This window comes from Bacillus sp. FSL R7-0166, from assembly GCF_038008935.1.
GTDB lineage: Bacteria > Bacillota > Bacilli > Bacillales > Bacillaceae > Bacillus > Bacillus altitudinis.
Map to the genome: position 1 here is coordinate 1,935,831 of NZ_JBBPAC010000001.1, position 25,599 is coordinate 1,961,429.

Sequence of the window (25,599 nt, forward strand, 5' to 3'; positions counted from 1 at the left end):
TATCAGCATTCACTTTATACTATGCAAGTTATGTGCCAACATGGGAAAATGCCCCTATTCTTTACAAAAGGAGCTTTTCCGTCACATTCACCTGTTTGAAGTGCCTACTTTTCGGCATCTATATATTTTTTTAGCTTATACTGCAATGTTTGTCGAGGAATTTTTAAAGCGGCTGCCGTTTGCTTAATATTCCCTGCGTGCTGTCTTAAAGCTTCTTGAATCAGCGTTTGTTCAAATGACGTCACTTGACTTTTTAATGAGGACTCTGGTGGATGACTTTCTATCTGATGCGTCCGCAAATGGACAGGGAGATATGCTGGGGTGATTTCTTCTGCTTCCTTTGGCATCATCAAGACGGCATGCTCGATCGTATGTTTTAATTCTCTGACATTCCCTGGCCACTGATGGGCCATAAATACTTGGACAGTTTCTTCAGAAAGGCGGTTGACGTTTTTTGAAAATTGCTGATGATACGTTTGAATAAAGTGGCTGGATAACAGCTGGATATCATGCTTCCTTGTGCGAAGCGGCGGGATATGAAATGATGACACATGCAGTCTATAAAATAAGTCTTCTCTTAACATTTGTTTTTTAACGGCTTCAAATGGGTCGATATTGAGGGCAGTAATCACTCTGACATTTACTTGAACCGCCTTTGCATCACCTATCCGGCGGACAACACCATCCTCTAACACACGCAGTAATTTTGTTTGAAGCGTAAGCGGCATCGCTTGCAGCTCATCAAGAAAAAGCGTACCACCATCTGCTAATTCAAACAGCCCCTTGCGATCTATTGCGCCCGTATAACTTCCTTTGACAGACCCGAATAAAAGACTTTCAAGCAGCGATTCTGGAAGAGCAGCACAGTTTTGCGGGATAAAGACTTGATCTTTCCGATCAGATGCATGAACAATCGCTTGTACGAGTACCTCTTTTCCTGTCCCAGTTTCCCCGAAGACCATAACCGATGAAGGATATGCAGCAGCTTTTTTCGCTTTCTCCAGCATCTCTTTTAATTGTGGGTCATTTGTTAAAAATGAAGAAAAATCGAGCATTTGAGTGGTCTCCGCGGCACCATCCGTTCGTTTTTTTTGATCTAAACGATTCGAAAGCGCCGACAGCTTCGACACATCCTTCGCTACTTCTACCGCCCCAATTAACTTGCTGCCTTCTATAATCGGCAGTGTGGTGTTGACGGTCTCAATTTTTTCTCCATTTTTATTCAAATAGGTTTGCAACGAATGATAAATGGGTTTTCCTGTTCTAAGTACATGCATGAGTGTACTTGTCTTTTCAGTTAATGAAGGATACACATCCAGTATGTACTTGCCAATCACCTCTTCTTTCGCTAAACAGTCGAACTTCGCTGCATTATGATTATAAAAGATGGTAACCCCTTGATCGTCTACAACGTGAATCGCTTCATCGATGGCTTCTAAAATTAATTCAAACCAATCCGCTCTTTCGACAACCTTCCCCACTATTTCCCCCTCACTTTCTATGCCGAAAATCCTGCACGTATTGCCCAATTTTCAGCGGCTTGATGATGTTCAACGTGTTCCCCTATCCTTTTCACGTTTCGCTTTTTCCTGTCGATCTCCTGCTTTTTTCGTCAATTCGAAAAAAAGCACCCCTCTTAGGAGGAGTGCTTTCGTCCTGACATCTGATAAAGAGACAAGTCAAATTCCTGAAGTGACTCCATATACAGCGGCACAATTGGCTTTCCTTCTTGAAAAAATGCAAATTGAGAAGGTTGTAGTTTGATTGGCTGATGGTAAAACGCAAATATTTTCACTACCTCAGGGACAATTCGGCAAAAGGTATCATGCACAAATAAATAGACATCTTGTTTCCATTTAAACAGCCGTCTATTTGGTGGGCTGAATATTGGAGATACTTGAATGATGCTGCCTTCCTCAAACGTCTCCAGCTGCTGTTTTGTGACCGTGTAAATCTCCTTTTGATGAAACTGAAAATATTGCACATCACGTCTTGAAGCAAACCGTCTTTTTGTCTGATGTTCAATATAATAAAATGTTCTGCCGTTATCTGCAGTGACGACTGTATAATTCGGAACTGTCAGCGGCTCGTTCATTTCATATTTCATCGTACATAAGGAAGGAACACGAATCGCACGCCTGTTCTTTTCATTCACCCAGCGCTTGTCAATTAGATGGAGACATCCGTGAGCGATTTGATAATAAGCGCCATCTCTTTCAATCACAGTTCCGTCAATTAAATCGTAGGGCATACTCGCAAACATATGATGGAATGATTGTGGCGTTTTATATGTGGTATCTAGTACTTCTTGTAATGGAAAGAACGCAGCAAAATGATTCAGTCTCATCCAAAACACAGAATCAGCATGATGCCAATGTTTTGGTTCGTCGGCCCAGTATTGTCCGTATTTTTCATGAATAAGCGAAAGCAGCCGGCTTCTATGCATAACAGAGCAATGGTCGACTTGAAAGGATGCATGCTCCAACACTTGATCTGCTTCTCGAACGAAGCTCGCCGTTTCCACCAAATGCTGATTCACATGCACGACACGCTGCGAGGAATAGACGATATCTATGTGAGGCTTCGATTGAAAAACCTCGACCATTTTCTCTAAACGATCTTTTCTGTAGACTGTATCATCAGTTACATAACAAACCAGCTCACCTGTTATACGTGTTAATGCTTCATTAATTAGCGTTGCATAACGTACAGTCTTCAGCCGGTTTGCAGGATGAATTTGATGAGAATACAATTGAATGCGCTTATCCACTAAATAAGGCTGCATCTTTTGGATCGTTTCTTGTTCAGAGCCATCATCCATGATCAAAAGCTCCCAATGCTGATACGTTTGTTCTACCACACTCTTTAGCACACGTTCAATGAAATCAGGTTTGTTGTAGCTTGTTAATATCACTGATACTTTCATGACCATTATCCTTTTTTAAATAGATTAAAAAGCCCCCCAGCTGACAATGTTCACATAAGGAACACTTACTCTTAGCTGATTTGTCGCATTTTTAAAGACTGCTACTGAGTCAAACAATTGTACGACAACCACGTTTTGCAGCACATCTCCATTGACTAAATGAACACGCGGCAGCGGAATGCCGAGCTCAAGCCACGGGCGTAGCAATTCTTTAATCTCTGACGCACTCCCTTCCTCACTTTCCTCTAAAAGATGAAGAAGAAGTATAATCAACACAACTTCAAGTATTCCTTCTGTTTCTAGTAATTCTTCGTTCCAGCCATTTAATAGTTGTTCAAATTCCATTCAGATTCCCTCTTTCTTCTCGTTTGATCTTTACTAGAGTATGAGGATCACTTCATTTAGCATCAGCATTTGAAAACATTTTTCAAAAATGTGTGAAGTCATTAAATGAAAAAAAGAACAAGGAATGAGCATTCTGCTTATACCAAAAAAAGAGAACGGCATATACATAGTGGTGTGTTTGAATGGATGAAGAAAGGATGGGGAGAACATGAGCGAAAAGCGTGCCGAATTAAAAAAAGAGCTATTAAAGCTGTTTTTCAAACCGCTTAGTCATGCGTTAACAGTTAATCTCGAAGAAGGAGGAGTTCAAGTGGAAGAAAAATTGAACGATTTATTTAGTGAGGTAGCAGCTGAAGCATCACCTTCAGATTCTGCTACAACACTCGACGTATCTCAACCAGCAAGATGGATTTTCGCAAGACTTGCACCTGGAACAGTCATTAGCATTGTCATGGACTCAGGTGACTTAATCGGACCCGTACAATTCGTATCATTCGATGCTTCAACAGGTGTTGTTTTCGTCACACAAGAAAGCTCTGTGACACCTACAGGCTCTGCAACGACTCTATTAGATGTAGATAAAGTAGAAAGTGTTACGTTCACATCTTAATGTGAGAGGGCCATCATGAAGCTTCTTTATATCAGCTCTGGCTACGGTGGAATCTATCGGATGTTCGATCAATGGATAGAAGATAGCTTCATTGATTCCCCCTTTTCATGCGTCAAAGTGGAAAGGGAAACTCTACCCGCTCATATGCACAAAATCCGGACATTTTCTCCGGATTTTGTTTTCATGATGATCGGTGACCATATTCCATCAGAACTGCTTCATCAATTCAAACAAGAAAAGATCCCCGTTGTACTGTGGATGACAGAAGACCCTTTTTATATAGATGTGTCAGCTGCATGCGTAAATGATGCACAGCTGATCTTAACGATTGACGAAGGTGCTTTGTCATTTTACAAACAACTGGGCGCTGATCACGCGCACTACTTTCCCATTCCAACCAATACACACGTATTTCAGAAAAAAGAATCACCACATGAATCGTGCATCTATGACATTGCACTCATTGGCTACCCTTATCCAAACCGCATCAAAGCCATCAATACACTCTTACATCAAAACAAATGGCGCATTCTCGTAGCAGGAAAAGAGTGGCATCGCGTGTTGAATAAATCACGCAGACGATATCGTGATCTCTCACTGATGACCCACTGGCTGAGTCCCGAGCAGATGGCAGACATCTATCAAACATCAGCCATTGTTCTGAATCCGCACAGGCCCGCGCAATTTGCCTATAATCAAAACAAAGCCAATGTTCATAATATGAGTCTCAACAACAGAGCATTTGATATCGCTGCAAGCGGAGGCTTTCAGTTGACAGATCTACAACCGTCACAGGCATTTTCAAGCTTCGCTTTTTACACACATGAAAACGATTTGATTAAGCAGGTCGAGCACTATGTAAAAAATCCTCAACAAAGACAATCGGTTGCAGAGAACAATTACGAGCAAGTCGTTCGCTGGAACACATTTGATACGCTGCCTTACAGACTTTATGAAATAGTCAAAAGCGCCCTATGACCGGGCGCTTTTTCTAATTGCCATCATCTTATGCCGTTCCTTCTGCATCTTGTCGAGCCAATAAAATCTTCTCTGCCTTTTTCCGATCCTCCTCACTTTTCACAACAAGCGATTGCGCATGATCCATCATATATGCACCAACAGAACCTTCTAAAAAGGAATGAATGCATTCTTTTGCATATGGAACATGAAACGCATAGACAGCTCCATTTAAACGCCCATACGTATAAGGGTGCTCCTGAGTTGGTACAAAAAAATAATGATTGTCCTTATACAGGCTGGCTTCATTGGTGTCATGAAGTGTCCAAGTTTCATTTGGATTTTCTAACGCCTCTGTAAAAGAAGCCGCACAATCATATCCCCCCTCTACTAGAAGCTGCAAGCAGTTCTCAATATCTGCCGTCTGCCTTAGTGGTGATGATGGATGCAAATACAAAACAATATCAAATGTCTTTCCCTCTCGTTCTAAATAAGCAAGTGCATGCTTCACAGCTACTAAAGAAGGTGTTTGTTCTGTCACATGTGTGCTTGGCAGTTCAATCACATTTGCTCCATAGTGGGACGAAATGATTTGAGTATTCACATCCTCTGAAGATACGATGACTTCATCTAATTCAATCATTTGTAATAATGGCTGAATGGTCCAATAGATTAGCGGCCGCTCCGCCAATACGCGAATGTGTTCAGCATGATGCCCCTGCTTGCTGCTAAAAGCTGGTATCATGGCTAAAATACGATTTCCCCTATACATGTATGATCTTCTCCCCTCGCGCAGCTCAGTATCAGTGAATATATTCTGAGAGCTGAACTGATCGCCGTACTGAAGTCTTCAGGTGCCTCGTTATTCTACTTAATCTTCTATCTCTACATATTCTATTAAGTCATCAAGCAGATGGTTATAATTGGTTCACCTAATTTATGCATGAAGTGGTTCTTTTCCTCAAACGTCTTCCTCTCTTTCACATATGATGCAAAGTAGAGAAATGAGAGTTGGGGGATTAGATATGTCCAAACAAATAGAAACGAGTTTGAAGACCTTTTTTCGTGACAAAATCATCTTGGTCACAGGCGGTACGGGTTCGATTGGCCGGCAGATTGTGAAAAAATTAACAGCCTGCTCTCCTAAAAAGGTCATTGTCTTCAGTAAAGATGACAGTAAACAATACATGATGAAAAATGAATATGCGGCGCATCCAGAGGTTGTATTTGCACTTGGAGATGTGAGGGATGCAAGCCGCGTCAGGCAGCTTGTCAAAGGGGTAGATATCATCTTCCATGCAGCTGCACTCAAACAAGTACCCACCTGCGAAGATAATCCGTTTGAAGCTGTCCAAACCAACATCATCGGCGGACAGCATGTCATCGAAGCAGCACTTGAACATGAAGTCAGTCATGTTGTCAACATTTCAACCGACAAAGCGGTTTCTCCGACAAATGCCATGGGAGCTACAAAATTAATTTCAGAAAAATTGTTTTTTCAAGCGAATGAAAGTATTTCAAATCAGAAAACGAGGTTTTGCTCTGTCCGGTTTGGCAATGTGCTTGGATCAAGAGGTTCCGTCATCCCCATCATGCTTCAACAGTTGTTAAATGAACAACCTCTAACTGTAACTGATCCTAAGATGACACGCTTTTTTATGTCTATCGAAGAAGCTGTATCTCTCACGCTTGAAGCAGCTATCATGATGAAAGGCGGCGAAACGTTTATTCTCAAGATGGAGTCATTACAGCTGGCTGATCTATTGAAAGCATTTCATGAATATGCCGGTCAGATCAACGTTCCTTCTCCTGATATTCTCGTTGTCGGCAAAAGACCTGGAGAAAAACTTCACGAGGAGCTCACATTCCCTCACGAGGCAGATGCACTGTTTGAACATGAACAATTTTACGCCATTTTACCAAGACCACATCTTCACCCTCATTTTCAAAAAGTCCATTTGACCCATTACACATCGAACGAAGCACCGCTCATTACAAAAGAGAAACTGTTTCACATCATTGAACAATTACATCATACCCACCATAAAAAATAAAAAAATCGTCACACGGAAGCAGCTGACTTCCATGTGACGATTTTTTAAATCAATTATTGAAAGATGTGTTTCAAATGACCATAGCCTTCTTTTTCAAGATCATCCTTCGGGATAAACTTTAAAGCGGCAGAATTAATACAATACCGAAGACCGTTTGGCCCTGGGCCGTCTGGGAATACATGACCAAGGTGAGAGTCGGCCGTCTTGCTGCGAACTTCAGTCCGCACCATGCCATGGCTCGTATCTACTTTCTCTTCTACCTCTTGATCTTCAATCGGTTTTGTAAAACTTGGCCAGCCGCAATGGGCATCAAATTTATCTAAAGAAGAAAACAATGGTTTGCCTGAAATGATATCTACATAAATGCCCTCTTCCTTATGATCCCAAAATTCATTTTGAAATGGCGGCTCAGTTCCATTATTTTGCGTCACTTCGTACTGCATTCGGTTTAATTCTTTGATGCGCTGCTCTTTTTCGTTAGCCATTATTTATCACTCCAATGAGATTGAATAAAACCTGCTCTGCCCGAACCGACATGGTATCGTTCGTAGTGCATTTTGTTCTTTTTATAATAATGCTGATGATATTCCTCAGCAGGATAAAAAGGACTAGCCTCTAAAATTTCTGTCACGATTGGCTTTTGGAAAATTCCACTTTGGCTCAGCTGCTCTTTTGATGTTTCTGCAAGTTGCCTTTGTTTTTCATTGTGGACATAAATCCCTGTACGGTAGGACTCTCCTCTATCACCAAATTGTCCTCCATCATCTGTTGGGTCTATTTGCTGCCAATATAGTTCTAATAGCTTCTCATACGGAAAAACGTCTGGATCAAAGGTAATTTGAACGGCTTCTCTATGGCCTGTCGTATTTGTACATACTTCCTCATAGGTTGGATTCACTGTATGTCCGCCAGTATACCCTGATTCAACTTTGATAATGCCTGGCTGTTCATCAAAAGGTTTAACCATACACCAGAAACAGCCTCCAGCAAATGTGGCTAATTCTTGTTTTTCAGACATATTAGTGCCCCCTTCATTTAAAAAATGGTATCATCATATTATAACATGATAAAAAATAATGAAAATGATACGACTTGTATACCTAAAAACAAAAGAAAGCATTCTGTCGTATCTTAAAATATAATGGGGGTTTAATGATTGGAACAAAGAAAACAAATGATGTATGAAATGGATACTTTACTGAGAACCGTATTTAAGCAAATACGTTATGAAATTAACAGCCTGCTTGAAAACGAATTATCTCGGAATGAATTTCTCATTTTAAATCTGCTGCGTGAACAAGGCGCAAAAAAAGTAACGGAATTCGCCTCAATTCTCGGTGTATCAGCAAGCCATATTACAGCTGTAACCGACACACTTGTAGAAAAAGGCTGGATCACTCGTATCCGTTCAAAAGAGGATCGACGCATCATCAAAATCCACTTAACCGATAAGGGTAAGGAAATTACTGAGCATTTTGAGAAAAAGAAAACAGAATACTTCATGGAACGATTTGAATCATTTGAGGATGAAGAACTGAAAACGATGATCAAATTATTTAAAAAGCTGGATAAAAGTCAAAAAGATTAAGCATAGATTTTAGCGTGGAGGACATGCTACGGATAAAAAGGTGGAATGAACCATGACAAGTCCATATCTTTGTCCGAACTGCAAAACCAACAGAACGCGTTTTAATCTCATCGAGCAGCATTCAGAACCTGTGAAACTTGATCCAGCAACTGGAGCGATTGTCGAAACATATGAAGGAGATCAGCCTTCTCCTTTTCACATGAACTATCAAGGACCGAAAATCAAAGTCCAGTGCGGCGTTTGCGGATTAATTGAGGATGAAAAAACGTTCATTAAGTTGGCTGAATATCATCAATATTCATCTCCTTCTTAATACGAGAGCCTGACACTTTTTGTCAGGCTTTTTTCTATGTTTCTTTTGCCTATACAGATCGTCCCTTTCTTGCATACGCTACAAAAAACACATTGCAGAGAAAGAAGGGATAAAGACGTGCAGCAGCTCTACGAGATGAATCAATTTCTATATCGTCCATTAGCTACCTTTCCCCCATACCATCCGAGAAACACCATTTCCAAAGCTGTTATTCGATTATTTCACGCTGCACCGGATTTAAGTGAGCTTGCTGTATTTGTAAATCAGCAGCCAATCCAAAAAAAGCTACCATACGGTCAGCTGTCTGCTTATATGGAATGGGATGAGGGTGTTTATGAGATAGAAGTATTCAAGCTGGCTACAAAAGAAAAAATTCTTTCTTCTCGTATGATGATTAATGGAAACGAGACTTACACGCTATGTATCACAGGAGCTCATACCGGCTTTGCGCTGCTCACAGAAAAGCAAGACTCGCTGATTAAGCAAGATGAGCTATCAGCACTCACGTTTATCCAGCTGTCACCAGACCTCCCTTTCATTGATATATATGAACGAGATCAAGGCATGTTATCAAAGGAGCTCGGATATGTAAACGGCACCCAAACCCACCACTTCTCTCCGAATAAGTATCACTTTGAATTAAAAGCTGCCGGTACTCAAAGTGTACTGCTAGATATTCCGAAAGTTCACCTGCAAACAAAGCGGGCCTATCTTATTTTACTTCATGGATTTGCAAACGGAGAGCCAGAGCTAATGGCAAAAGTCGTCTTGTCTCACCAAATGTAAAAAGAGCCTTTCCAAATGGAAAAGGCTCTCAGTGTGTAGACAAACCCTCTCATTCGGTGTCAGTCCTGCGTGCCGGTGCTCACGAATGTCACATTCACTCCGCGCCAGTACTCGTCCTTCCTAGAATACAAAGGTTTTCTATTCCGCTGAAAAGAAGACAAACAGCCTTTCCAAATGGAAAAGGCTATTTACGAGACATCTTCAGCTTTTTCTTGTTTTTGAAAATCAAAAGCAAGAATCATGGTACCTAAAAATAATGCACAATAGGCGATATTTAAGTAAAACTGGTCGATATTTTCTGCTTTTAAATGAGAGGCAGCTGTCATGCCAAAGTATGCAGCAAATAAGAGCGACAGTAAACTAAAATATTGATAGACTCGCTTCATAGTTTCACTCCTGACTTACACGTTCTATTGCTTTGGATGATAATATGAGAATTCAATTTCATCATTCTCAAGATCAATTTTGTTCGCTTTGACATACATATCATTCGTCAGCGGCATTTCTGAAAGGCGCACTTCCACCGTTTTTTGGTCTGGTTTCACATGAACGAAATCAGGCAGTTCATAGAATTGACCCATGTAGCTTAAAACAAAACTGATTGGGATGCTTAATTGTCCAATTGAAAAGTCATCTACTTTCAGCAGAACATCCCCATTATCTTCAACAGATGGTGTAAATGATACATTTGCATTAATCGTTGAAGAAAAAGCTTTGATTGCACCTGTTACTTTCACATCTTGGTCAATCGCAACATGAAAGTCGGGCATATCGCTTGATCCTTGGTTTTTCAAATAATCATTGACAAAGCTGGTAAGCGACTCTTTTGAACTAGAAATGTTAAAAGCATACTCGCTGTTCACTTCTTTTTTCGAAGCGGATTGATCGCTCGGCAGCAGCATAAAAATACCGCATACAAGAACAATCAATAGATTAATTGACAGTAAAATAAAAAATAAACTCTTCCATTTTTTCATCTTTTCACCCTATTCCTTCGGCAGTCCTTCTTTTTTCACTTCTGAGAATAAACGATTTGCCATAAGAGAGTACCCCTTTTGGTTTGGGTGGAAATCATCATCTGCCAGTAATTTTTCATCTTTATCATCTTCAAATAAATCTGCTACATCGATCATATCAGCATTGCCGTCTTTTTTTAGTTCTTTTTCGGCAGCAGCATTCCAGTCTTTGACGACCTCATCAATATCTCTCAGCTCAGACAAGCTGAATTTAAAAGGATTGTACATACTGACATACATGATCTTTGCATGGTCATTATGCTCTCTTAATTGAGCAAGAATGGTCTTAAAACGCTCTTCAAAAGGACCTTGCTCTTTTTGAAAAGGAGCAAATGTCAAGTTGAGCACATTTTGTCGGACGACATGCATTAAGTCATTTCCGCCGATCGTAAAGAAAATATAATCAGCGTCTTTCAGTCCATCCTGCACTTTTTTTTCTTTTAATCTTTTTAATAAATCTACCGTTCTACTGCCTTTAATGGCATAGTTTTTTAATGTAACAGACTGTACACCGTCCACCGCTTCTATCTTGTCACGGGTGATGCCGGCATACCCTTTTTTATTTTGATCTCCGATTCCTTCTGTTAAGGAATCTCCAACCGCTGCGATCGTAATATGTTCTTTTACGTTTTGTGTGTCTTCTAGTTTATCCTTTATGCCAGCCTCTTGCGCGGAACATGCAGAAAGAACAAAAGCTAGAGACATCACAATCAAAATCAAACGAGCCTTCAAACGATGATGTCCCTCCTTTTTCTGATTAAAAAAGTGTATCATGTTTTCGCTCATTTGAACATCCTTATGCTAGCTTCGATTCAGTGTTTTGATGTCCTTGATGATTTCATCATATGGCGTATTTTGAACACCATCATAGTTTTTCATCACTTTTCCTTCTTGATCAACGAGGAAAAACAGAGATTGATGTATCACTTGGTCTTCGTCTTCAGGTTTTTTCACAATCGTCTTAAAGCTTTTCATTGCAAATTTTTCAATCGCTGACTGCGAGTAACCAGTGAGAAAATCCCAATTCTTAAAGGATAATGGATATGCTTTTGCAAATTCCTTTAGCTTTTTCGGTGAATCCACCTCTGGGTCGACGCTAAATGAAATGATGTGCGCATCCAATTTTTCTTCTTTTAACCGTTTTTGTAGCTCAGTCATATGTGCCGTCATCGGCGGGCAAATCGTTTCACAGCTTGTGAAAATAAAATCTGCCACCCAGACTTTCCCCTTTAAATCGTCGAGCGACACCTTTTGACCATCCTGGTTTTGATACTCAAACGGCTGGATTTGATAATTTAACGCATCCTTGATTTGTCCATTTGAACATGAGACTAAAAGAAGCACGCTTATGATCGTAAGCGCACCAAATAAGGCTCCCCTTTTTGTATACATGACCATTACATCCCCTTTTCAATCAATCGGTATAAAAAGTAAAGCCTATAGCGCCCTTACCAGTATGACAGGAAATAATCGGTGTTGTATAAGCGATGTCAACTAGTGCATCAGGTGTGTGATCAAGCAGTGCTGCTTTAAGCTTTTCTGCAAGTTCTAATGCGTCTGCATGTGCGATCCCAATGGCCTGAACGGTTTTCCCTTTCACTGCCTGTACATACTGTTTTGTCAAATAGCGGACAAGAGCGGAGTAACTTCTCACATTCGCTTCTGGTGTGTATATGCCGTCTGTTAAGCTGGCAATTGGTTTAATATGAAGAAGTGAACCGATCAGCGCCTTTCCTCTTCCAATTCGTCCACCTTTCACGAGATTTTCTAATGTATCGATTGTGACAAATAGCTTTGTTTTAAGACGAATTTTGTCCATTTCTTTGAGGATGTCATCACGGCTTGCCCCTTTTTTTGCAAGCTCTGCTGCTTTGGTGACTTGAAACCCTAAACCATAGGAAATAAAATTCGAATCGATGACAGTGATATTTCCGTCTACCATTTTAGAAGCGCTTTCAGCAGTTTGAACCGTACCACTCATCCCACCAGTCAAATGGATACTAATGACTTCGCTTCCATCTGCCGTCAGTTTTTCATATAATTCGACGAATTGACCGATCGCAGGTTGAGACGTTTTCGGCAGTTCCTCAGCGGCCTCCATTTTTTCAATAAATTCATCTGGCTGTATGTTCACTCGGTCAATATAATCAACCCCAGAAATGGAAATATTGAGCGGAATGACATGAATGGAAAGATCATTGATTTTTTCTTGCGGAAGGTCCACAGTTGAATCTGTTACAATTTTAATTTGTTTCACTATCGTCTCATCCTTGCTGTCTTAGTCTTTACATATGATATTACCTTATTTCGTGCATACTTGAAAACAACTGTCAGAACGTTTTTGAAATTGTCACATTTTCTTCTTTTCATGTAAAAAATCCTTGCCAAGATGAGTAGCCCCCATTTGAAAATGGCCGCTCACTCTCTTTGGCAAAGATTCCAATTTACGCATTGTGTTTTAGTGTAGGCTCTTGGTAGATCTGTTCATATGTGCTCCACTTGACGTTACGTTTCACATCCTCCCTGAAAGAGTACACATGCCTCTTTCCCTTAGATACATAGACTTTTTTCAAGAAAGCTTCAAGTCTAAAGGTGAGCATGAAACCATAGGATTCATCTCCCTTTAAAACAGGGACTTCTGTTACCTTGATCTGAGCTCCATCCATCCGTCTAAAACATATTGTTTTGAGCAGCACAAACGATCAATCCTCTTTTCCAATTATCTGTTAAGCCTAAATAAATAGGTGGAATAAATCTTGATCTTTATTCACTTCAACATAGTGGAAGCCTTTTTTATTCATTCGGTCAATCAGCGCTGCATAGTCATCTCTTTCTTTCAATTCGATCCCAACAAGCGCAGGTCCTTTGCTTCGGTTATTTTTTTTCGTATATTCAAAGCGTGAGATATCATCATTTGGCCCTAACACTTCATCCAAAAATTCCCTGAGAGCACCTGCTCTTTGCGGAAAATTAACGATGAAATAATGCTGGAGTCCTTCATAAATCATGGAGCGTTCCTTGATTTCTTGCATTCGGCCAATGTCATTATTGCCTCCGCTGACAATACAAACGACATTTTTCCCTTTAATCTCCTCACGATGTGCATCTAAAGCCGCGATCGGTAACGCACCCGCTGGCTCAGCTACAATTGCACATTGATTATACAGCTCTAAAATGGTTGTACATACTTTTCCTTCTGGTACAAGACTAATCTTATCGACAACAGACTGAAGCGACGTAAACGTCTTTTCGCCAATCCGCTGAACCGCTGCTCCATCTACAAACTTATCTATTGAATCAAGTGTGACAACCTCCCCTTTCTCGTGGGAAGCATGAAGTGAGGCGGCACCAAGCGGCTCGACTGCAATAATTTCTGTTTCTGGTGCGATATTTTTCATATACGTGCCAACGCCAGATAACAAACCTCCGCCCCCAACACTTGCAAATAAAAAGTGAGGCTCCACTTCGATATCATTTAATATTTCTACAGCAGTTGTTCCTTGTCCTGCCATGACATCTAAATCATCAAATGGATGGATAAATTCCCGCTTTTCCTTATCTCCGCATTTGACTGCTTCATGATACGAATCATCAAAGGTATCTCCGGTTAAGATAATGTCAACATATTCTTTTCCGAAAAGCTCCACTTGAGATACTTTTTGCCTTGGTGTGGTAGCAGGCATAAAGATTTTCCCGTGGATACCTAAATATTTGCAAGAATAGGCAACGCCTTGTGCGTGATTTCCTGCACTGGCACAAACAATGCCGTTTTCTAGTTTTTCTTTTGGCAACTGGCTCATTTTATTAAAAGCGCCTCTTAATTTAAAAGAACGAACAACTTGCAGGTCCTCTCTTTTTAAGTAGACATTACATTCATATCGTTCAGAAAGTCGCTCATTTTTTTGAAGTGGTGTATGAATCACTACATCCTTCAAATTTTGATGGGCTTTTAAGATGTCTTTCACTTGAATTAGCATGTTTTCTTTGAGCAACGGTTTCATGTACAAGATCCTTTCTCTTTAACCTTATTTAATTTGTCATTATAACATGAATATTCAAAAAATAAACCAATAGATCATGGATCGGAGATAAATTTCATGAACTTTTTCGTTTTTCTATACATTTGTTCTAATTGGGTGTTATAATAAAACCAATTAGAACCAAAAGAAAGGAATCGCTCGATGACCACACATCCGTTTGCTAATATATATGGAGAACACCAAGATATAAAACACGCCATTCATTTGGCAAAACAATTCACGAAAAACGATCAGCCTGTGTTGATCACAGGAGAAATTGGAACAGGCAAATCACGCTTTGCACAAGAAATGGCCCATTCATTTGCTGCGCAGGCTTCGATGAAACATATCTACTGCCCCATTGTAGATGAAGAGACTTTGCAGGAAGCATTTACTCATGCGGCAAATCATTTGATTTATTTAGACGAAGTCAGCGCACTTAGTATTCCTATGCAGCATCAGGTCATTCGTTTTCTCGAAGTTTCTCCTGCAACAAAAATCATTGCTTCTTCGTCTTTATCATTAGAGGCGATGAGCGTTTCGTCCAGTTTTTTACCTGAGCTGTTTTATCGGCTCAATGTGCTTCATATCCCTCTCCCGCCCTTAGAAGATCGAAAAACAGATATTCCTATTTTAACCGCTTCTTTCTTTCAGGAACTGAACATGACGCCTGACATCGACTCAAGTGTGTGGGAAGTCTTACAGCAATATTCGTTTGAAGGGAATGTCCAGGAGCTCAAAAATATCGTTCATTATGCAGCCGCAATTCTCGAAGGGCAAACAGTTTTCTTGCATCACTTGCCACCTTTTGTATTATTACCTCAACAAACAGCTGGTAAAGGAAAAAAAGAAGAACACCAGCTCACGCTTATGGAGAAACAAGAATTTGTTTTCTTACTCGAAGCCATTAAGTCTCTAAATGAAAAAGGAGAAGCAGCCAGCAGACGTATCTTGTCTGAGTTAAGCAAACAAGGCGACATCCCGCTGACCCCTCAGCAAGTCAGGAGTCGATTAGATGATCTTGAGAAAAAAGCCTATGTGACAAAAGGGAAAGGCAGAGCTGGAACGAAGATTACACTTGAAGGTCTCTCATTTCTGAAGTCGCTTGATGGTTATATACCGGTTCAATAAAGGAGGACATCCATTGTTTACTGTAAAAGAAGAAATTGCCAACGCGATTACACATGGCATTGGCGTCATTTTATCCATTCCCGCCATTGTTTTTCTCGTTTTATTCGCTGTTCAATACGGCACTGTCACTGACATTATTAGCTTTTCGATATTTGGCGCGTCGATGCTGCTGCTTTATTTAAGCTCTACTTTGCTTCATAGCATTCGGCACAAAAAAACAAAAGATGTATTTGAAATCCTTGACCACTCTGCGATTTATGTATTGATTGCTGGTACATATACGCCATTTTTGCTTGGCCCATTAAAAGGCGCACTTGGCTATACTCTTCTTGCAATCGTATGGGCGCTCGCTGCAGGCGGTATCGTCTTTAAGATCTTTTTCGTCAAACGGTTTATCATTGTATCCACCCTTGTTTATTTATTAATGGGCTGGATGATTATCATCGCAATTAAACCTCTGTACATTCAATTAACAGGAGCTGGATTCAGCCTCTTACTATTAGGCGGTATTTTGTATTCAGTCGGAACGATCTTTTATATTTGGCGGAAAATTCCCTATCATCATGCGATTTGGCACAGCTTTGTTCTCGGTGGAAGTGCATCCATGTTCTTCTGCATTCTATTTTATTGCGTCAACATCCCAGCATGATTAAAAAACCAGCATCCACATTCGGATGCTGGTTTTTTCTATGCACGCTTTTGTGCGTAATCACTCATCTTGACCGGTGCTTTTATATGGATATCGACATTAACTGGACGAAGTCTTTTGACGATCTTCCCTGTTAAAAGACGGTCTGTGCCGCTTGTTTCAACCGGAACAAGTGGGCAGTTACACTCTTCAGCAAGCGTTTCTGCCATGACACGATACTGTTCAGAAAGCAACAGACTCTGGCCAGATAGAACTCTTTCTCTTGCTTCTTCTAATAACGCCTCATCAGATTGATTCTGCTTGATCACCGCCATCTTCTTCAACCATTGTTTTAAGATGGGATAGCGAAACAGATGCGGTTTTGCCATAAAAGCAAATGGCTTCTCTAAGTGACCAATCAGCAATGTCGTCGTCACTGGATGATGTGCTTCTGTGACATAAATAACAGGGCCATTTGGCAGCTTTTTTTGCTGATGAATGGTCATGACCGATCCTGATTGATCAATACACCCTCTGGCAAACCTTTTTGCATGCTCATGGATGAGATGCATTCGTTTCGTATAGGAAATGCGTGGATCCGTTAATTCATGATCATACAAATGCCTTATACTTTTAAAAAAGGATACAACAACATAAATCGTTAAAAACCAATAACGAAACAACCGTACTCCTCCTACTCACTTATCCTTCTTTTCTGTCATAGACGACAAATTCATAATTGTAGGGGTTTTTTTCGTCACGATGGCCTTTTTCACGTGATACAACCGTCCAATGATCTTCATCGTAATAAGGGAAGAAACGGTCGCCTTCAAATGAATGATGAATGTGCGTGATATATAGACGATCTGCGTATGGCATCATTTCCTCATACAGCTTAGACCCGCCAATGATCAATAATTCTTCCTCGGTCTTCGCAATGGTTAAAATATCATCGATTGAATGGACTACCTCGCATCCTTCAGCTTGAAAAGAAGAACTTGTGGTCAACACGATATTCCGGCGGTTAGGCAGTGCTCGTCCAATTGATTCAAACGTTTTTCTACCCATGACAATGGTATGACCACTTGTGACTTTTTTAAAATACGCTAAATCAGCGGGTAAATGCCAAGGCATTTGATTATCTTTGCCAATGACTCTGTCTTTTCCTGTCGCCACTATCATGGAAATCATACACTGACTTCTCCTTTAATATGCGGATGTGGATCATAGTTCTCAAGCACAAAATCATCAAACGTAAAATCAAAAATACTTTTGACATCTCTAGTGATGCGAAGCTGCGGAAGTGTGCGCTCCTCACGCTCTAACTGCATTTTGACCTGCGGAAGATGATTTTGATAAATATGAGCATCTCCTAGCGTATGAATAAACTCTCCTGGCTCAAGGTTTGTCACTTTGGCAATCATCATCGTTAGTAGTGCATACGAAGCAATATTAAAAGGCACACCTAAAAAGATATCTGCCGAACGTTGATAGAGCTGGCACGATAATTTACCGTTTGATACGTAAAATTGAAACAAGCAATGACAAGGAGGCAGCGCCATCTGATCAATCTCTCCTGGATTCCACGCACTGACAATCAATCTTCTCGAATTAGGATGATTCTCAATATCATGGATCAGTCTGCTGATCTGATCTACTGTCTCTCCGTCTCCGCTCGCCCATGATCTCCACTGCGCACCATACACACGCCCTAGCTCTCCATTTTCATCTGCCCATTCATTCCAAATACGGACACCATTTTCTTGAAGATATTTGACATTTGTATCACCTTTTAAAAACCACAGTAACTCATGAATGATTGATTTCAGGTGTAATTTCTTTGTTGTTAATAAAGGAAACCCTTCCTGTAAATCAAATCTCATTTGGTAACCGAACGTGCTGATAGTGCCTGTTCCTGTTCTGTCACCTTTTTCATCCCCGTGCTGTAATACATGACGGCATAACTCTTTGTATTGTTTCATTTTTTTCATCCTTTATTTATGTTCTTGTTGTAGTTTACCTTATTTCTGCTTTTGTTGAAACCAATTGAAACCAAAAAAACATGTCTGCAAGATGAGCAGACATGTTTTTCTTTTTTATGCTTGATTCACTCGATCCTGCTCTTCGTCCTTAATATCTTGGTGAGAGTGAGCTATGCGACTTGCGGCGGCGGCGGCAAGCGCAGCGACAAGGTCATCAAGGAAGGTGTGTACTTCACCAGGACGACCTTCATCTAATTCTCTAATAATACCAAATTTCTCTTTGTCTAGATAACCGAAGTTGGTCAAACCGATTGATCCATATACATTGACAATGGAAAGCGGAATAATCTCATCAATTCCATATAGCGGTTCATCTGTTTCAACTAAATGCTGCAAAGGTTCTGGCAAAAGCTTTTTTTCTGCCAGCTGATCAAGCGCAAGTCCTGTCAAAACTGCGTGGACAATTTCCCTTTTATTCAGCACTTTTTCAACATTTTCAATGCAGACACTAAGTGGAAGATTTGGGTTGTATTTCTCTTGGAGTTTCAGCACAATGTGTGCAATATCTTCTATTTTCACTCCACGCTCGTTTAACATCTGTTTTGTAATGCGAACCATTTCGTTCATTGTATACTTTTTCAATTGGCATGACATCTCCTTCTAGTGGCTCATCCAGCTCGGCGGGGTGTTTTTATCCCAGTAAATATTACCGAGTTCATGATGCGTCTGGAATCCATCTTCTGCTGTATGGTAGTGAAAATTAAACCAATATCCGCTGTGAGGCGGCTGATCTCTCCTGACATGAAAACGAAGCAAATCTTCTCCAGTCTTTCTATTATAAATGTGGAAGATTTTTTCCCCATTTCCGCTTGAAGGTTGATCAGTTAAAACAACATCTTGAAATTTTTCGTCATCTTTGAAATTTGTTAAAAAGTCGGTTAACACTTGTTCAATTTTTGGTTGAATCTCTTCTCTATACTCGTCCTCAATGACAGGTGTGATTTTACGACCAAATTTGAGAAAGGATTGGTTTTCTGCACTTGATAGAACCTCTTGCTTATATTGCTCAAAGGGGTCTACCCGCTCTTTGTTGTCTTCTTGCGATAATTCCCAGCTGCGCGTATCATCTGATGTATCATAAACTGCTGTATAAGGTGCTTTATCAGATGAAGAAAGTTCAGATGGCTTGTCTGTCATCAAAGCCGATGGAGGAGAGATTAAACCAAAAGTCGCAATCGTAAAGAGTGCAACAAGCGTTTTTCTCATCCACATTTTCATGATATCTAATTCCTTCCATAAGTTATCATACTGCTATTCTAGCATATAATGAATTTTCAGTCATTCAATTTGGTCATTGAGTTGAGACTTTCTTTTTCATGATAAAACGTTTACAATGACAGTAACGACGACTAAAATTTGGGAGGAATGGATATGATTGAAGGGTTTTTCATCACAGCTTCCTTGCTGACGTTATTTTATTTTGTCTATATGGAGATCACCGATTAAAAGCCCTGAAATAGGGCTTTTTTAATTGTTAAGAGTGATTAAAGTTTTGTTGATTTGTCTTCTTCTATTGAGATATATCCGTAATGGAAATGGGCGGTTTTACGTTTCATCACCTGAAATTGATAGGAATCAGTGGTAAATCGTGTGCTTTTCCAATGATCTTTTAAAACCACTCTTTTTCTAGCCACTCTCATTGCTTCTTTCACAGCGGTTTCATGGTCAAAATGATGCTCAGCTGCATGACGAAGCGGCATCATACTAGCAGACTCTTGTATGGTTTCTTCAAACATTGGATCAAAATAGACGATATCATAGGATCGATCAGGGAGCTTCTTTAACTGCTCAATACTATCCCCGCTGATGACAGATATCCGTTTCATCGCTTCGTCTGCCTCTTTCACACCCGTTTCCCATGTGCTGAGTCCTTCTCGAACAAGCAATGCCGTCATTGGATTTTTTTCAATACCGGACACTTTTCCATTGGCTCCTGTAGCGCAGCTTGCGGTAATCGCATCAGATCCTAAGCCAAGCGTACAATCTAAAAAGGAATCGCCCGGCTTTAATTGTGCTGCTTCTATTAATGGATCTTTTTCCCCTCGCAGAACCCGCTTCACCCTAAACATCGCTGAGCTTGGATGGAAAAAGAACTTTTCACCATTTGGCTGATACCATTCAAATCGTTCTTTCCCAACAACCAGTACATCCCCCCGCTTGATCGCAAGCTGTTTGACAGATTGTTTGCGCCGCTCGATATACTCACCATGCAAGTCCTTTGCAAGGGCCTTTGCCGTTTCAATTGTTTGTTCATTTGCTCTAAAGCTTGTTGTAATGAGCATGACGTTCCTCCATCATAATCAAGAAAAAATGCCCTGATGGATCACAGGACATTTCAACATTTGTATTAGCAATGTTTTTCAAATGCAGATAAGACGTTCTTCATAATATCTTCCATTTCATGACCTTCAATTTCGTCACGCGGGATAAAATGAACGAGTTCATTTCCTTTTAAAAGTGCCATAGATGGAGAAGATGGCTCCTCACCTGTGAAGTATTCTCTCATTTTAGCCGTTGCTTCCCGGTCCTGACCAGCAAAGACCGTCACCATTCGATCTGGTGCTTTTTCTGCTTTCATGACAGCTTGAGTAGCAGCAGGGCGTGCTAAACCGGCAGCACATCCGCATACGGAATTGACGACAACAAATGTTGTTCCTTCTGCTTCCTGCATCGTTTTTTCTACTTCTTCTTCAGTCGTCAATTCTTGAAACCCTGCACTTGTCAGTTCTTGGCGCATTGGTACGACGAGCTGACGCATATATTCTTCATATGCCATTGACATAAAAAAGCCCCCTCTATAATCCTTATGTTGTGAATAAAGGATACTATAGAGAGAGCCAATTTTCAAATGATCAATTTCACATTAAATTTTCATGATTCCGCCTGTATTGGCTGATGTCACAAGTTTTGAGTATCTGGCAAGGTAACCTGTTTTTACTTTTGGCTCAAAGCCTTTCCAGTTTGCTTTTCTTTTTTCCCATTCTTCTTCCGGGACATCTACGCTTAAAATGCGTTTTTCGATATCAACAACGACATGATCACCATTTTCAACAAAGGCAAGCGGGCCGCCTTCTGCTGCCTCTGGAGAGACGTGTCCAATAGACAATCCGCGAGAAGCACCGGAGAATCGTCCGTCTGTAATTAAAGCAACCTTTGGACCAAGTCCCATTCCAACAATTTGTGAAGTTGGTGCTAGCATTTCAGGCATACCTGGACCGCCTTTAGGTCCTTCATAACGAATAATGACAACATGTCCTGCTTCTACTTTTCGATTAATGATTCCTTCAAGTGCTTCCTCTTGGGATTCAAATACGATCGCAGGTCCTTCATGACGTGTGATGCCGTCTTGTACACCGCCTGTTTTAATGATTGCTCCATCTGGCGCAAGGTTTCCAAATAAAACGGCTAAGCCGCCCTTTTCAGTAAATGGCTTGTCAATTGGATAAATGACGTTATAATCTTTTACCTCATGACCTGCAATGTTCTCGCCTAACGTTTTCGCTGTGACGGTCATGGTATCTAAATGAAGAGCCCCCTCTTTTTTGGACAATTCATTTAGTGCAGCGGTCACTCCGCCAGCTTCATGTAAATCTTCAATATATACATCTGAAGCTGGAGCAAGTTTAGATAAATGCGGCACTCGTTCTGCGACTTCATTGATACGCTCAAGTGAATATTCAACGCCTGCTTCATTTGCAATCGCCAATGTATGAAGAACTGTATTGGTTGAACCACCAAGTGCCATATCTAAAGCAAATGCGTTATCAATCGCTTTTTCCGTGACAATATCACGTGGTTTAATGTCTTTTTTGATTAGCTCCATCAATTGTTTTGCTGACTTCTTCGCAAATTCTCTTCGTTCTGGTGAAGTCGCCAAAATGGTTCCATTTCCAGGAAGAGCAATCCCAAGCGCCTCTGCTAGACAGTTCATTGAGTTTGCTGTAAACATACCAGAGCAAGATCCGCATGTTGGACAGCCAAATTGCTCTAATTCGTTTAACTCCTCTTCATTGATTTTCCCTGATTGGTATGCGCCTACGCCTTCAAAGACAGAAGAAAGAGAAATTTTTCTGCCATCACTTGTTCTACCAGCTTCCATCGGTCCACCACTGACAAATACAGTTGGGATATTCACACGCATGGCAGCCATCATCATACCTGGCGTGATTTTATCACAGTTAGGAATACAAACCATGCCATCAAACCAGTGTGCAGACACCACGGTCTCTACTGAATCAGCTATGATTTCACGGCTTGGCAATGAATATCTCATCCCAATATGCCCCATCGCAATACCATCATCTACCCCAATTGTATTGAATTCAAATGGAACACCGCCAGCTTCACGAATGGCTTCTTTCACAATTTTTCCGAATTCCTGAAGATGGACATGCCCTGGGACAATATCAATATAGGAATTACATACGGCAATAAACGGTTTGCCAAAATCCTCATCTTTTACCCCAGCTGCTCTTAGTAAGCTTCGGTGAGGTGCTCTGTCAATTCCTTGTTTAATCATATTACTGCGAAGTTCTGCCATCTGTTTAAAAAGCCTCCTATACTACTAGTCTTGTTGACTGTATGTTTTTGAGTTCATTTTATTTTACAAATTTTCTGTTTATTTAGCCATCTATAATAGATAGTGACTGATTTCTCTGCTGAAGCAAGTGCTCAGCAAGGATTGTGTCATAAAATCTGACCTCCAATATTCTATATTGGTACTACTATATAGAGTTTTTTCTCATATTTCAACAATATTCAAAATAATTTTTCTAAAAAAATTTTTCTGCCAATAAAAAAGCCCTTTTCAGAAAACAAGCTGCCTTTTATTGGCAGCCTGCTCGTCGTTCTTATGATTCTGATGCATTTTTTCTACTTTCTGTCATTTGCTTCCACACAGAGCCTTTTGCTTCTTCTCCGTGCTCAATTCGTTCGATGGCCATTTTCACTTGAAGACTGACTTCAAATTCAGGGTCCTGCTCCGCTTCTTTTAAAGCTTCTAGTGCTGTTTCGTCACCTTCTTCATAAAGGAACATGGCCGCACGCCAGCGGACAAGCTTACTTGGGTCCTTTAAGGCTTGAATCATCGCTTCAATCGCACTAGAATCACCAAGATCTGAAATACAATCTCCAGCAGTTCTTCTAACTGTCACTGTTTTATCTTCAAGCCCTTTATACAAAATAGGCAAAATGTCTGGATCTTCAATCATGCCAGCATTCACAACAGCTTGTCTGCGAATCGATGTTTTTGGATCCTCCATCGCTTTCATTAAAACAGGTATATCTTTTTTCTCTGGCTGCATTTGCTCTAAATGAGCAAAACGTTTCTTCCAATCTTCATCACGCAGCATCTCTTCTGTCACATCATATGCTTTTCGGTTCACTTGTTTATCTACAGCCTCTTGACCTTCCTTCACTGCCTCTGTTAAACGGGATAAACGCTCGTCGTCATATGCAGCTTGCAGCTCTTCTGTGACTTCTTGACCGATATCAGCAAATTCTCCAAAACGTACGCCATGTTCTTTCCACACACGTTCAAATACAACATTATCTGAACTGCTTCTTAGCTTTAAAATCGCTGCCTGGAAACGTTCAGGCATTCCAAATCGTTCTTCTCTTTCACCGTCTGTCAGCTTCACCTGCATCGGAATCCCATTAAACATTTGAACATGCACTTTGACTTCTCCAAATGTGTCATCACCTGACTGCGATTCTCCCTGAAGACCTTCTGTTTCTTGTCCAAAGGCTTCTCTGACTTGCTGTAAAATACCTTGCCAGTCAAATTTCGCATTGCGCTCAACCGCTAAGAAATCAGCTACATGGTAAACACCTTTTACACCTTCAATGGTTAAAATGCGCTTAATCATCTCTGGCGCTTCGTCTTTTTGATCTTTTTTGTAGTTATTGCTTTTACCGCCTGCAAGCGCTTCTGTCAAAATGACTTTCATTGTATTTGGGCTTGGCGTTGGTTCTATGGCAGTTATTTTCATCTATACATCCTCCTTACACACATAAAGACCCTACTCATCTGTAAGGCCGCATTCTTCTTTCCATGTCTTAATAAATAGACACATAAACTCATGCCGCTCATGAGCCAGCTGCTTTCCAGCACGTGTGTTCATCAAGTTTTTTAATTGGAGCAGCTTTTCTTGCATATGCAAAAGTACTGTGCCTTGGTGAGCACCCTCTGTATAGTGAGGCTCCCCTTTTGCACCGGCATATGTAAACACCCTTGCAATCCCAGTTGCACCTATCGCATCTAGCCGATCTGCATCTTGAACAATGGCCCCTTCTAATGTCACTGGCTTATGCTTCATATGCCGGTGACGAAAAGACATCGTTGTAATGATATCCATGATATAGCGAATATCTCGCGTGTCCACTTCCCACAAAAGGAGCTGCTGCTTGAGATCATGCGGTGAAAGCTTCCATTCACTAGACAGCTTGTCATCAATGACATCATGGACAATCGCTGCCATTTCAATGACAAAAAGCGACCCGCCCTCCTGTTGTGCAATATGGACGGCAAGCTGGCGCACACGATTGATATGAGCTTCATCGTGTCCAGTCGGTTCATTCTTTAGCTGTTTTGAGACAAAGGAGGCAGCTGCCTCCAATTGTTCTTGTTGCTTGTTCGAATACATGCTTATTTCTCCAAAAGAGCGATAATGGAGCTTTCTAATTCTTTTGGTGGTGTTTTAGGAGAGAATCGTTCAGTCACTTCTCCGTTTTGGTCAACGATAAATTTTGTGAAATTCCATTTCACCGTTTTTGTACCAAGCACACCTTTCGCTTGACTCGTTAAGTATTTGAAAAGCGGATGCGCATTGTCACCATTGACATCTACTTTTGCAAACATCGGGAAGGTCACACCATAGTTTAACGAACAGAATTCTTGAATTGCTTCTTCCCCTTCTGGCTCTTGATTCATAAATTGATTGCACGGAAATCCTAAAATTTCAAGGCCCTTTTCATGATATTGATCGTATAACTCTTGTAATTGTTTAAATTGAGGGGTCAGTCCACATTTGCTCGCTGTGTTCACGATGATCAGTACTTTCCCTTTGTAATCTGCCATTGATTTTTCCTGACCGTTAATGGTCTTGACCTGAATATCATAAATTGACATCTCATAGCCTCCTAGGATTCACTTTTTCCTATCGTAACATGCTTCTTTTAGAAAA

Annotated in this window: 32 protein-coding genes; 8 read left to right on the forward strand and 24 right to left on the reverse strand. The window is 40.6% G+C overall.

Annotation, left to right across the window (positions count from 1 at the left end; translation table 11 throughout):
- Positions 1-104: 104 nt before the first annotated feature.
- The 3 genes from NST01_RS09800 to cgeC form a co-directional block, all read right to left on the reverse strand.
- Positions 105-1,481 carry a sigma-54 interaction domain-containing protein gene (locus NST01_RS09800; RefSeq protein ID WP_341041877.1) on the reverse strand — a complete coding sequence of 459 codons (1,377 nt, stop codon included), beginning with the start codon at positions 1,479-1,481 and terminating at the stop codon, positions 105-107.
- A gap of 155 nt (positions 1,482-1,636) precedes the next feature.
- Positions 1,637-2,932, reverse strand: coding sequence for a glycosyltransferase family 2 protein (locus NST01_RS09805; RefSeq protein ID WP_326849085.1), 1,296 nt, complete (start codon positions 2,930-2,932; stop codon positions 1,637-1,639).
- An 18-nt stretch (positions 2,933-2,950) separates the two neighbouring features.
- The gene (gene cgeC / locus NST01_RS09810) at positions 2,951-3,271 is read right to left on the reverse strand and encodes a spore maturation protein CgeC (RefSeq protein WP_007500768.1); all 321 of its coding nucleotides are present in this window, start codon (positions 3,269-3,271) and stop codon (positions 2,951-2,953) included.
- A gap of 208 nt (positions 3,272-3,479) precedes the next feature.
- Here cgeC and NST01_RS09815 point away from each other — a divergent pair, with 208 nt between their 5' ends.
- Entirely contained in the window at positions 3,480-3,881 is a 402-nt protein-coding gene (locus NST01_RS09815; RefSeq protein ID WP_007500770.1) for a hypothetical protein, read from the forward strand.
- A gap of 15 nt (positions 3,882-3,896) precedes the next feature.
- Positions 3,897-4,859 (forward strand): CgeB family protein, encoded by a 963-nt coding sequence (locus tag NST01_RS09820; protein WP_341041880.1) that lies wholly within the window; start codon positions 3,897-3,899, stop codon positions 4,857-4,859.
- Positions 4,860-4,887: 28 nt separating this feature from the next.
- Here NST01_RS09820 and NST01_RS09825 read toward each other — a convergent pair whose 3' ends face one another.
- Positions 4,888-5,610 carry an acylneuraminate cytidylyltransferase family protein gene (locus tag NST01_RS09825; RefSeq protein ID WP_048002264.1) on the reverse strand — a complete coding sequence of 241 codons (723 nt, stop codon included), beginning with the start codon at positions 5,608-5,610 and terminating at the stop codon, positions 4,888-4,890.
- Positions 5,611-5,863: 253 nt separating this feature from the next.
- Between NST01_RS09825 and NST01_RS09830 the strand changes: the two genes are divergently transcribed.
- Positions 5,864-6,892, forward strand: a complete 1,029-nt coding sequence (locus tag NST01_RS09830) for an SDR family NAD(P)-dependent oxidoreductase (protein WP_017359692.1) — start codon at positions 5,864-5,866, stop codon at positions 6,890-6,892.
- Between the two features lie 53 nt (positions 6,893-6,945).
- Here NST01_RS09830 and msrB read toward each other — a convergent pair whose 3' ends face one another.
- Together msrB and msrA are read right to left on the reverse strand one after the other, a co-directional pair.
- Positions 6,946-7,377 carry a peptide-methionine (R)-S-oxide reductase MsrB gene (gene msrB, locus NST01_RS09835; protein WP_007500777.1) on the reverse strand — a complete coding sequence of 144 codons (432 nt, stop codon included), beginning with the start codon at positions 7,375-7,377 and terminating at the stop codon, positions 6,946-6,948.
- A complete protein-coding gene (gene msrA / locus NST01_RS09840; RefSeq protein ID WP_035391726.1) occupies positions 7,377-7,910 on the reverse strand; it encodes a peptide-methionine (S)-S-oxide reductase MsrA in 534 nt (177 codons plus the stop codon). Before msrA ends, msrB begins: the two co-directional genes overlap by 1 nt.
- A gap of 138 nt (positions 7,911-8,048) precedes the next feature.
- Here msrA and NST01_RS09845 point away from each other — a divergent pair, with 138 nt between their 5' ends.
- The 3 genes from NST01_RS09845 (at position 8,049) to NST01_RS09855 (ending at position 9,579) form a co-directional block, all read left to right on the forward strand.
- The gene (locus tag NST01_RS09845; RefSeq protein WP_041091282.1) at positions 8,049-8,480 is read left to right on the forward strand and encodes a MarR family transcriptional regulator; all 432 of its coding nucleotides are present in this window, start codon (positions 8,049-8,051) and stop codon (positions 8,478-8,480) included.
- Positions 8,481-8,532: 52 nt separating this feature from the next.
- Positions 8,533-8,793: a DNA alkylation repair protein gene (locus NST01_RS09850; protein WP_341041883.1), complete on the forward strand. Its 261-nt coding sequence runs from the start codon at positions 8,533-8,535 to the stop codon at positions 8,791-8,793.
- A gap of 117 nt (positions 8,794-8,910) precedes the next feature.
- Positions 8,911-9,579, forward strand: a complete 669-nt coding sequence (locus tag NST01_RS09855) for a DUF4397 domain-containing protein (protein ID WP_008346411.1) — start codon at positions 8,911-8,913, stop codon at positions 9,577-9,579.
- Between the two features lie 188 nt (positions 9,580-9,767).
- Here NST01_RS09855 and ypmT read toward each other — a convergent pair whose 3' ends face one another.
- The 7 genes from ypmT to ilvA all read right to left on the reverse strand — a co-directional run bounded on the left by ypmT (position 9,768) and on the right by ilvA (position 14,596).
- Positions 9,768-9,965, reverse strand: a complete 198-nt coding sequence (gene ypmT / locus NST01_RS09860) for a protein YpmT (RefSeq protein ID WP_008346409.1) — start codon at positions 9,963-9,965, stop codon at positions 9,768-9,770.
- A gap of 24 nt (positions 9,966-9,989) precedes the next feature.
- Positions 9,990-10,556 carry a YpmS family protein gene (locus tag NST01_RS09865; RefSeq protein ID WP_024718556.1) on the reverse strand — a complete coding sequence of 189 codons (567 nt, stop codon included), beginning with the start codon at positions 10,554-10,556 and terminating at the stop codon, positions 9,990-9,992.
- Between the two features lie 9 nt (positions 10,557-10,565).
- A complete protein-coding gene (locus tag NST01_RS09870; protein WP_017359696.1) occupies positions 10,566-11,327 on the reverse strand; it encodes an SGNH/GDSL hydrolase family protein in 762 nt (253 codons plus the stop codon).
- Between the two features lie 69 nt (positions 11,328-11,396).
- On the reverse strand, positions 11,397-11,987 hold the full coding sequence (locus NST01_RS09875) for a cytochrome c oxidase assembly protein (RefSeq protein ID WP_007500791.1): 591 nt from the start codon (positions 11,985-11,987) through the stop codon (positions 11,397-11,399).
- A gap of 22 nt (positions 11,988-12,009) precedes the next feature.
- Positions 12,010-12,852, reverse strand: a complete 843-nt coding sequence (locus NST01_RS09880) for a DegV family protein (protein WP_017359697.1) — start codon at positions 12,850-12,852, stop codon at positions 12,010-12,012.
- Positions 12,853-13,039: 187 nt separating this feature from the next.
- Positions 13,040-13,291, reverse strand: a complete 252-nt coding sequence (locus NST01_RS09885) for a YpmP family protein (RefSeq protein ID WP_008346400.1) — start codon at positions 13,289-13,291, stop codon at positions 13,040-13,042.
- A 36-nt stretch (positions 13,292-13,327) separates the two neighbouring features.
- Positions 13,328-14,596 (reverse strand): threonine ammonia-lyase IlvA, encoded by a 1,269-nt coding sequence (gene ilvA / locus NST01_RS09890; protein WP_341041886.1) that lies wholly within the window; start codon positions 14,594-14,596, stop codon positions 13,328-13,330.
- A 180-nt stretch (positions 14,597-14,776) separates the two neighbouring features.
- On the opposite strand from ilvA, the gene NST01_RS09895 reads away from it, so the two are divergent.
- Complete coding sequence (locus NST01_RS09895) at positions 14,777-15,745, forward strand: sigma 54-interacting transcriptional regulator (protein WP_181891493.1); 969 nt, start codon at positions 14,777-14,779, stop codon at positions 15,743-15,745.
- Positions 15,746-15,758: 13 nt separating this feature from the next.
- Positions 15,759-16,394 (forward strand): PAQR family membrane homeostasis protein TrhA, encoded by a 636-nt coding sequence (trhA, locus tag NST01_RS09900; protein ID WP_008346394.1) that lies wholly within the window; start codon positions 15,759-15,761, stop codon positions 16,392-16,394.
- A gap of 38 nt (positions 16,395-16,432) precedes the next feature.
- Here trhA and NST01_RS09905 read toward each other — a convergent pair whose 3' ends face one another.
- The 11 genes from NST01_RS09905 to NST01_RS09955 form a co-directional block, all read right to left on the reverse strand.
- Positions 16,433-17,056, reverse strand: a complete 624-nt coding sequence (locus NST01_RS09905) for a lysophospholipid acyltransferase family protein (RefSeq protein WP_025207513.1) — start codon at positions 17,054-17,056, stop codon at positions 16,433-16,435.
- Positions 17,057-17,075: 19 nt separating this feature from the next.
- The gene (gene folA, locus NST01_RS09910) at positions 17,076-17,564 is read right to left on the reverse strand and encodes a type 3 dihydrofolate reductase (protein ID WP_017359700.1); all 489 of its coding nucleotides are present in this window, start codon (positions 17,562-17,564) and stop codon (positions 17,076-17,078) included.
- Complete coding sequence (locus tag NST01_RS09915; RefSeq protein WP_008346390.1) at positions 17,561-18,355, reverse strand: thymidylate synthase; 795 nt, start codon at positions 18,353-18,355, stop codon at positions 17,561-17,563. Before NST01_RS09915 ends, folA begins: the two co-directional genes overlap by 4 nt.
- 114 nt (positions 18,356-18,469) lie before the next feature.
- Positions 18,470-18,997 (reverse strand): phosphatidylglycerophosphatase A family protein, encoded by a 528-nt coding sequence (locus NST01_RS09920; protein ID WP_008346387.1) that lies wholly within the window; start codon positions 18,995-18,997, stop codon positions 18,470-18,472.
- Positions 18,998-19,015: 18 nt separating this feature from the next.
- Complete coding sequence (locus NST01_RS09925) at positions 19,016-19,633, reverse strand: YpjP family protein (RefSeq protein WP_007500816.1); 618 nt, start codon at positions 19,631-19,633, stop codon at positions 19,016-19,018.
- A gap of 266 nt (positions 19,634-19,899) precedes the next feature.
- Positions 19,900-20,697: a class I SAM-dependent methyltransferase gene (locus NST01_RS09930; RefSeq protein ID WP_212357232.1), complete on the reverse strand. Its 798-nt coding sequence runs from the start codon at positions 20,695-20,697 to the stop codon at positions 19,900-19,902.
- Between the two features lie 65 nt (positions 20,698-20,762).
- The gene (locus NST01_RS09935) at positions 20,763-21,197 is read right to left on the reverse strand and encodes a BrxA/BrxB family bacilliredoxin (RefSeq protein ID WP_008346384.1); all 435 of its coding nucleotides are present in this window, start codon (positions 21,195-21,197) and stop codon (positions 20,763-20,765) included.
- Between the two features lie 81 nt (positions 21,198-21,278).
- Positions 21,279-22,955 (reverse strand): dihydroxy-acid dehydratase, encoded by a 1,677-nt coding sequence (ilvD, locus tag NST01_RS09940; RefSeq protein ID WP_007500822.1) that lies wholly within the window; start codon positions 22,953-22,955, stop codon positions 21,279-21,281.
- Between the two features lie 310 nt (positions 22,956-23,265).
- Positions 23,266-24,405: a conserved virulence factor C family protein gene (locus tag NST01_RS09945; RefSeq protein WP_272753719.1), complete on the reverse strand. Its 1,140-nt coding sequence runs from the start codon at positions 24,403-24,405 to the stop codon at positions 23,266-23,268.
- A gap of 30 nt (positions 24,406-24,435) precedes the next feature.
- Positions 24,436-25,059, reverse strand: a complete 624-nt coding sequence (locus NST01_RS09950; RefSeq protein ID WP_272753720.1) for an HD domain-containing protein — start codon at positions 25,057-25,059, stop codon at positions 24,436-24,438.
- A 2-nt stretch (positions 25,060-25,061) separates the two neighbouring features.
- Positions 25,062-25,544, reverse strand: a complete 483-nt coding sequence (locus NST01_RS09955) for a glutathione peroxidase (protein ID WP_035703303.1) — start codon at positions 25,542-25,544, stop codon at positions 25,062-25,064.
- Positions 25,545-25,599: the final 55 nt, after the last annotated feature.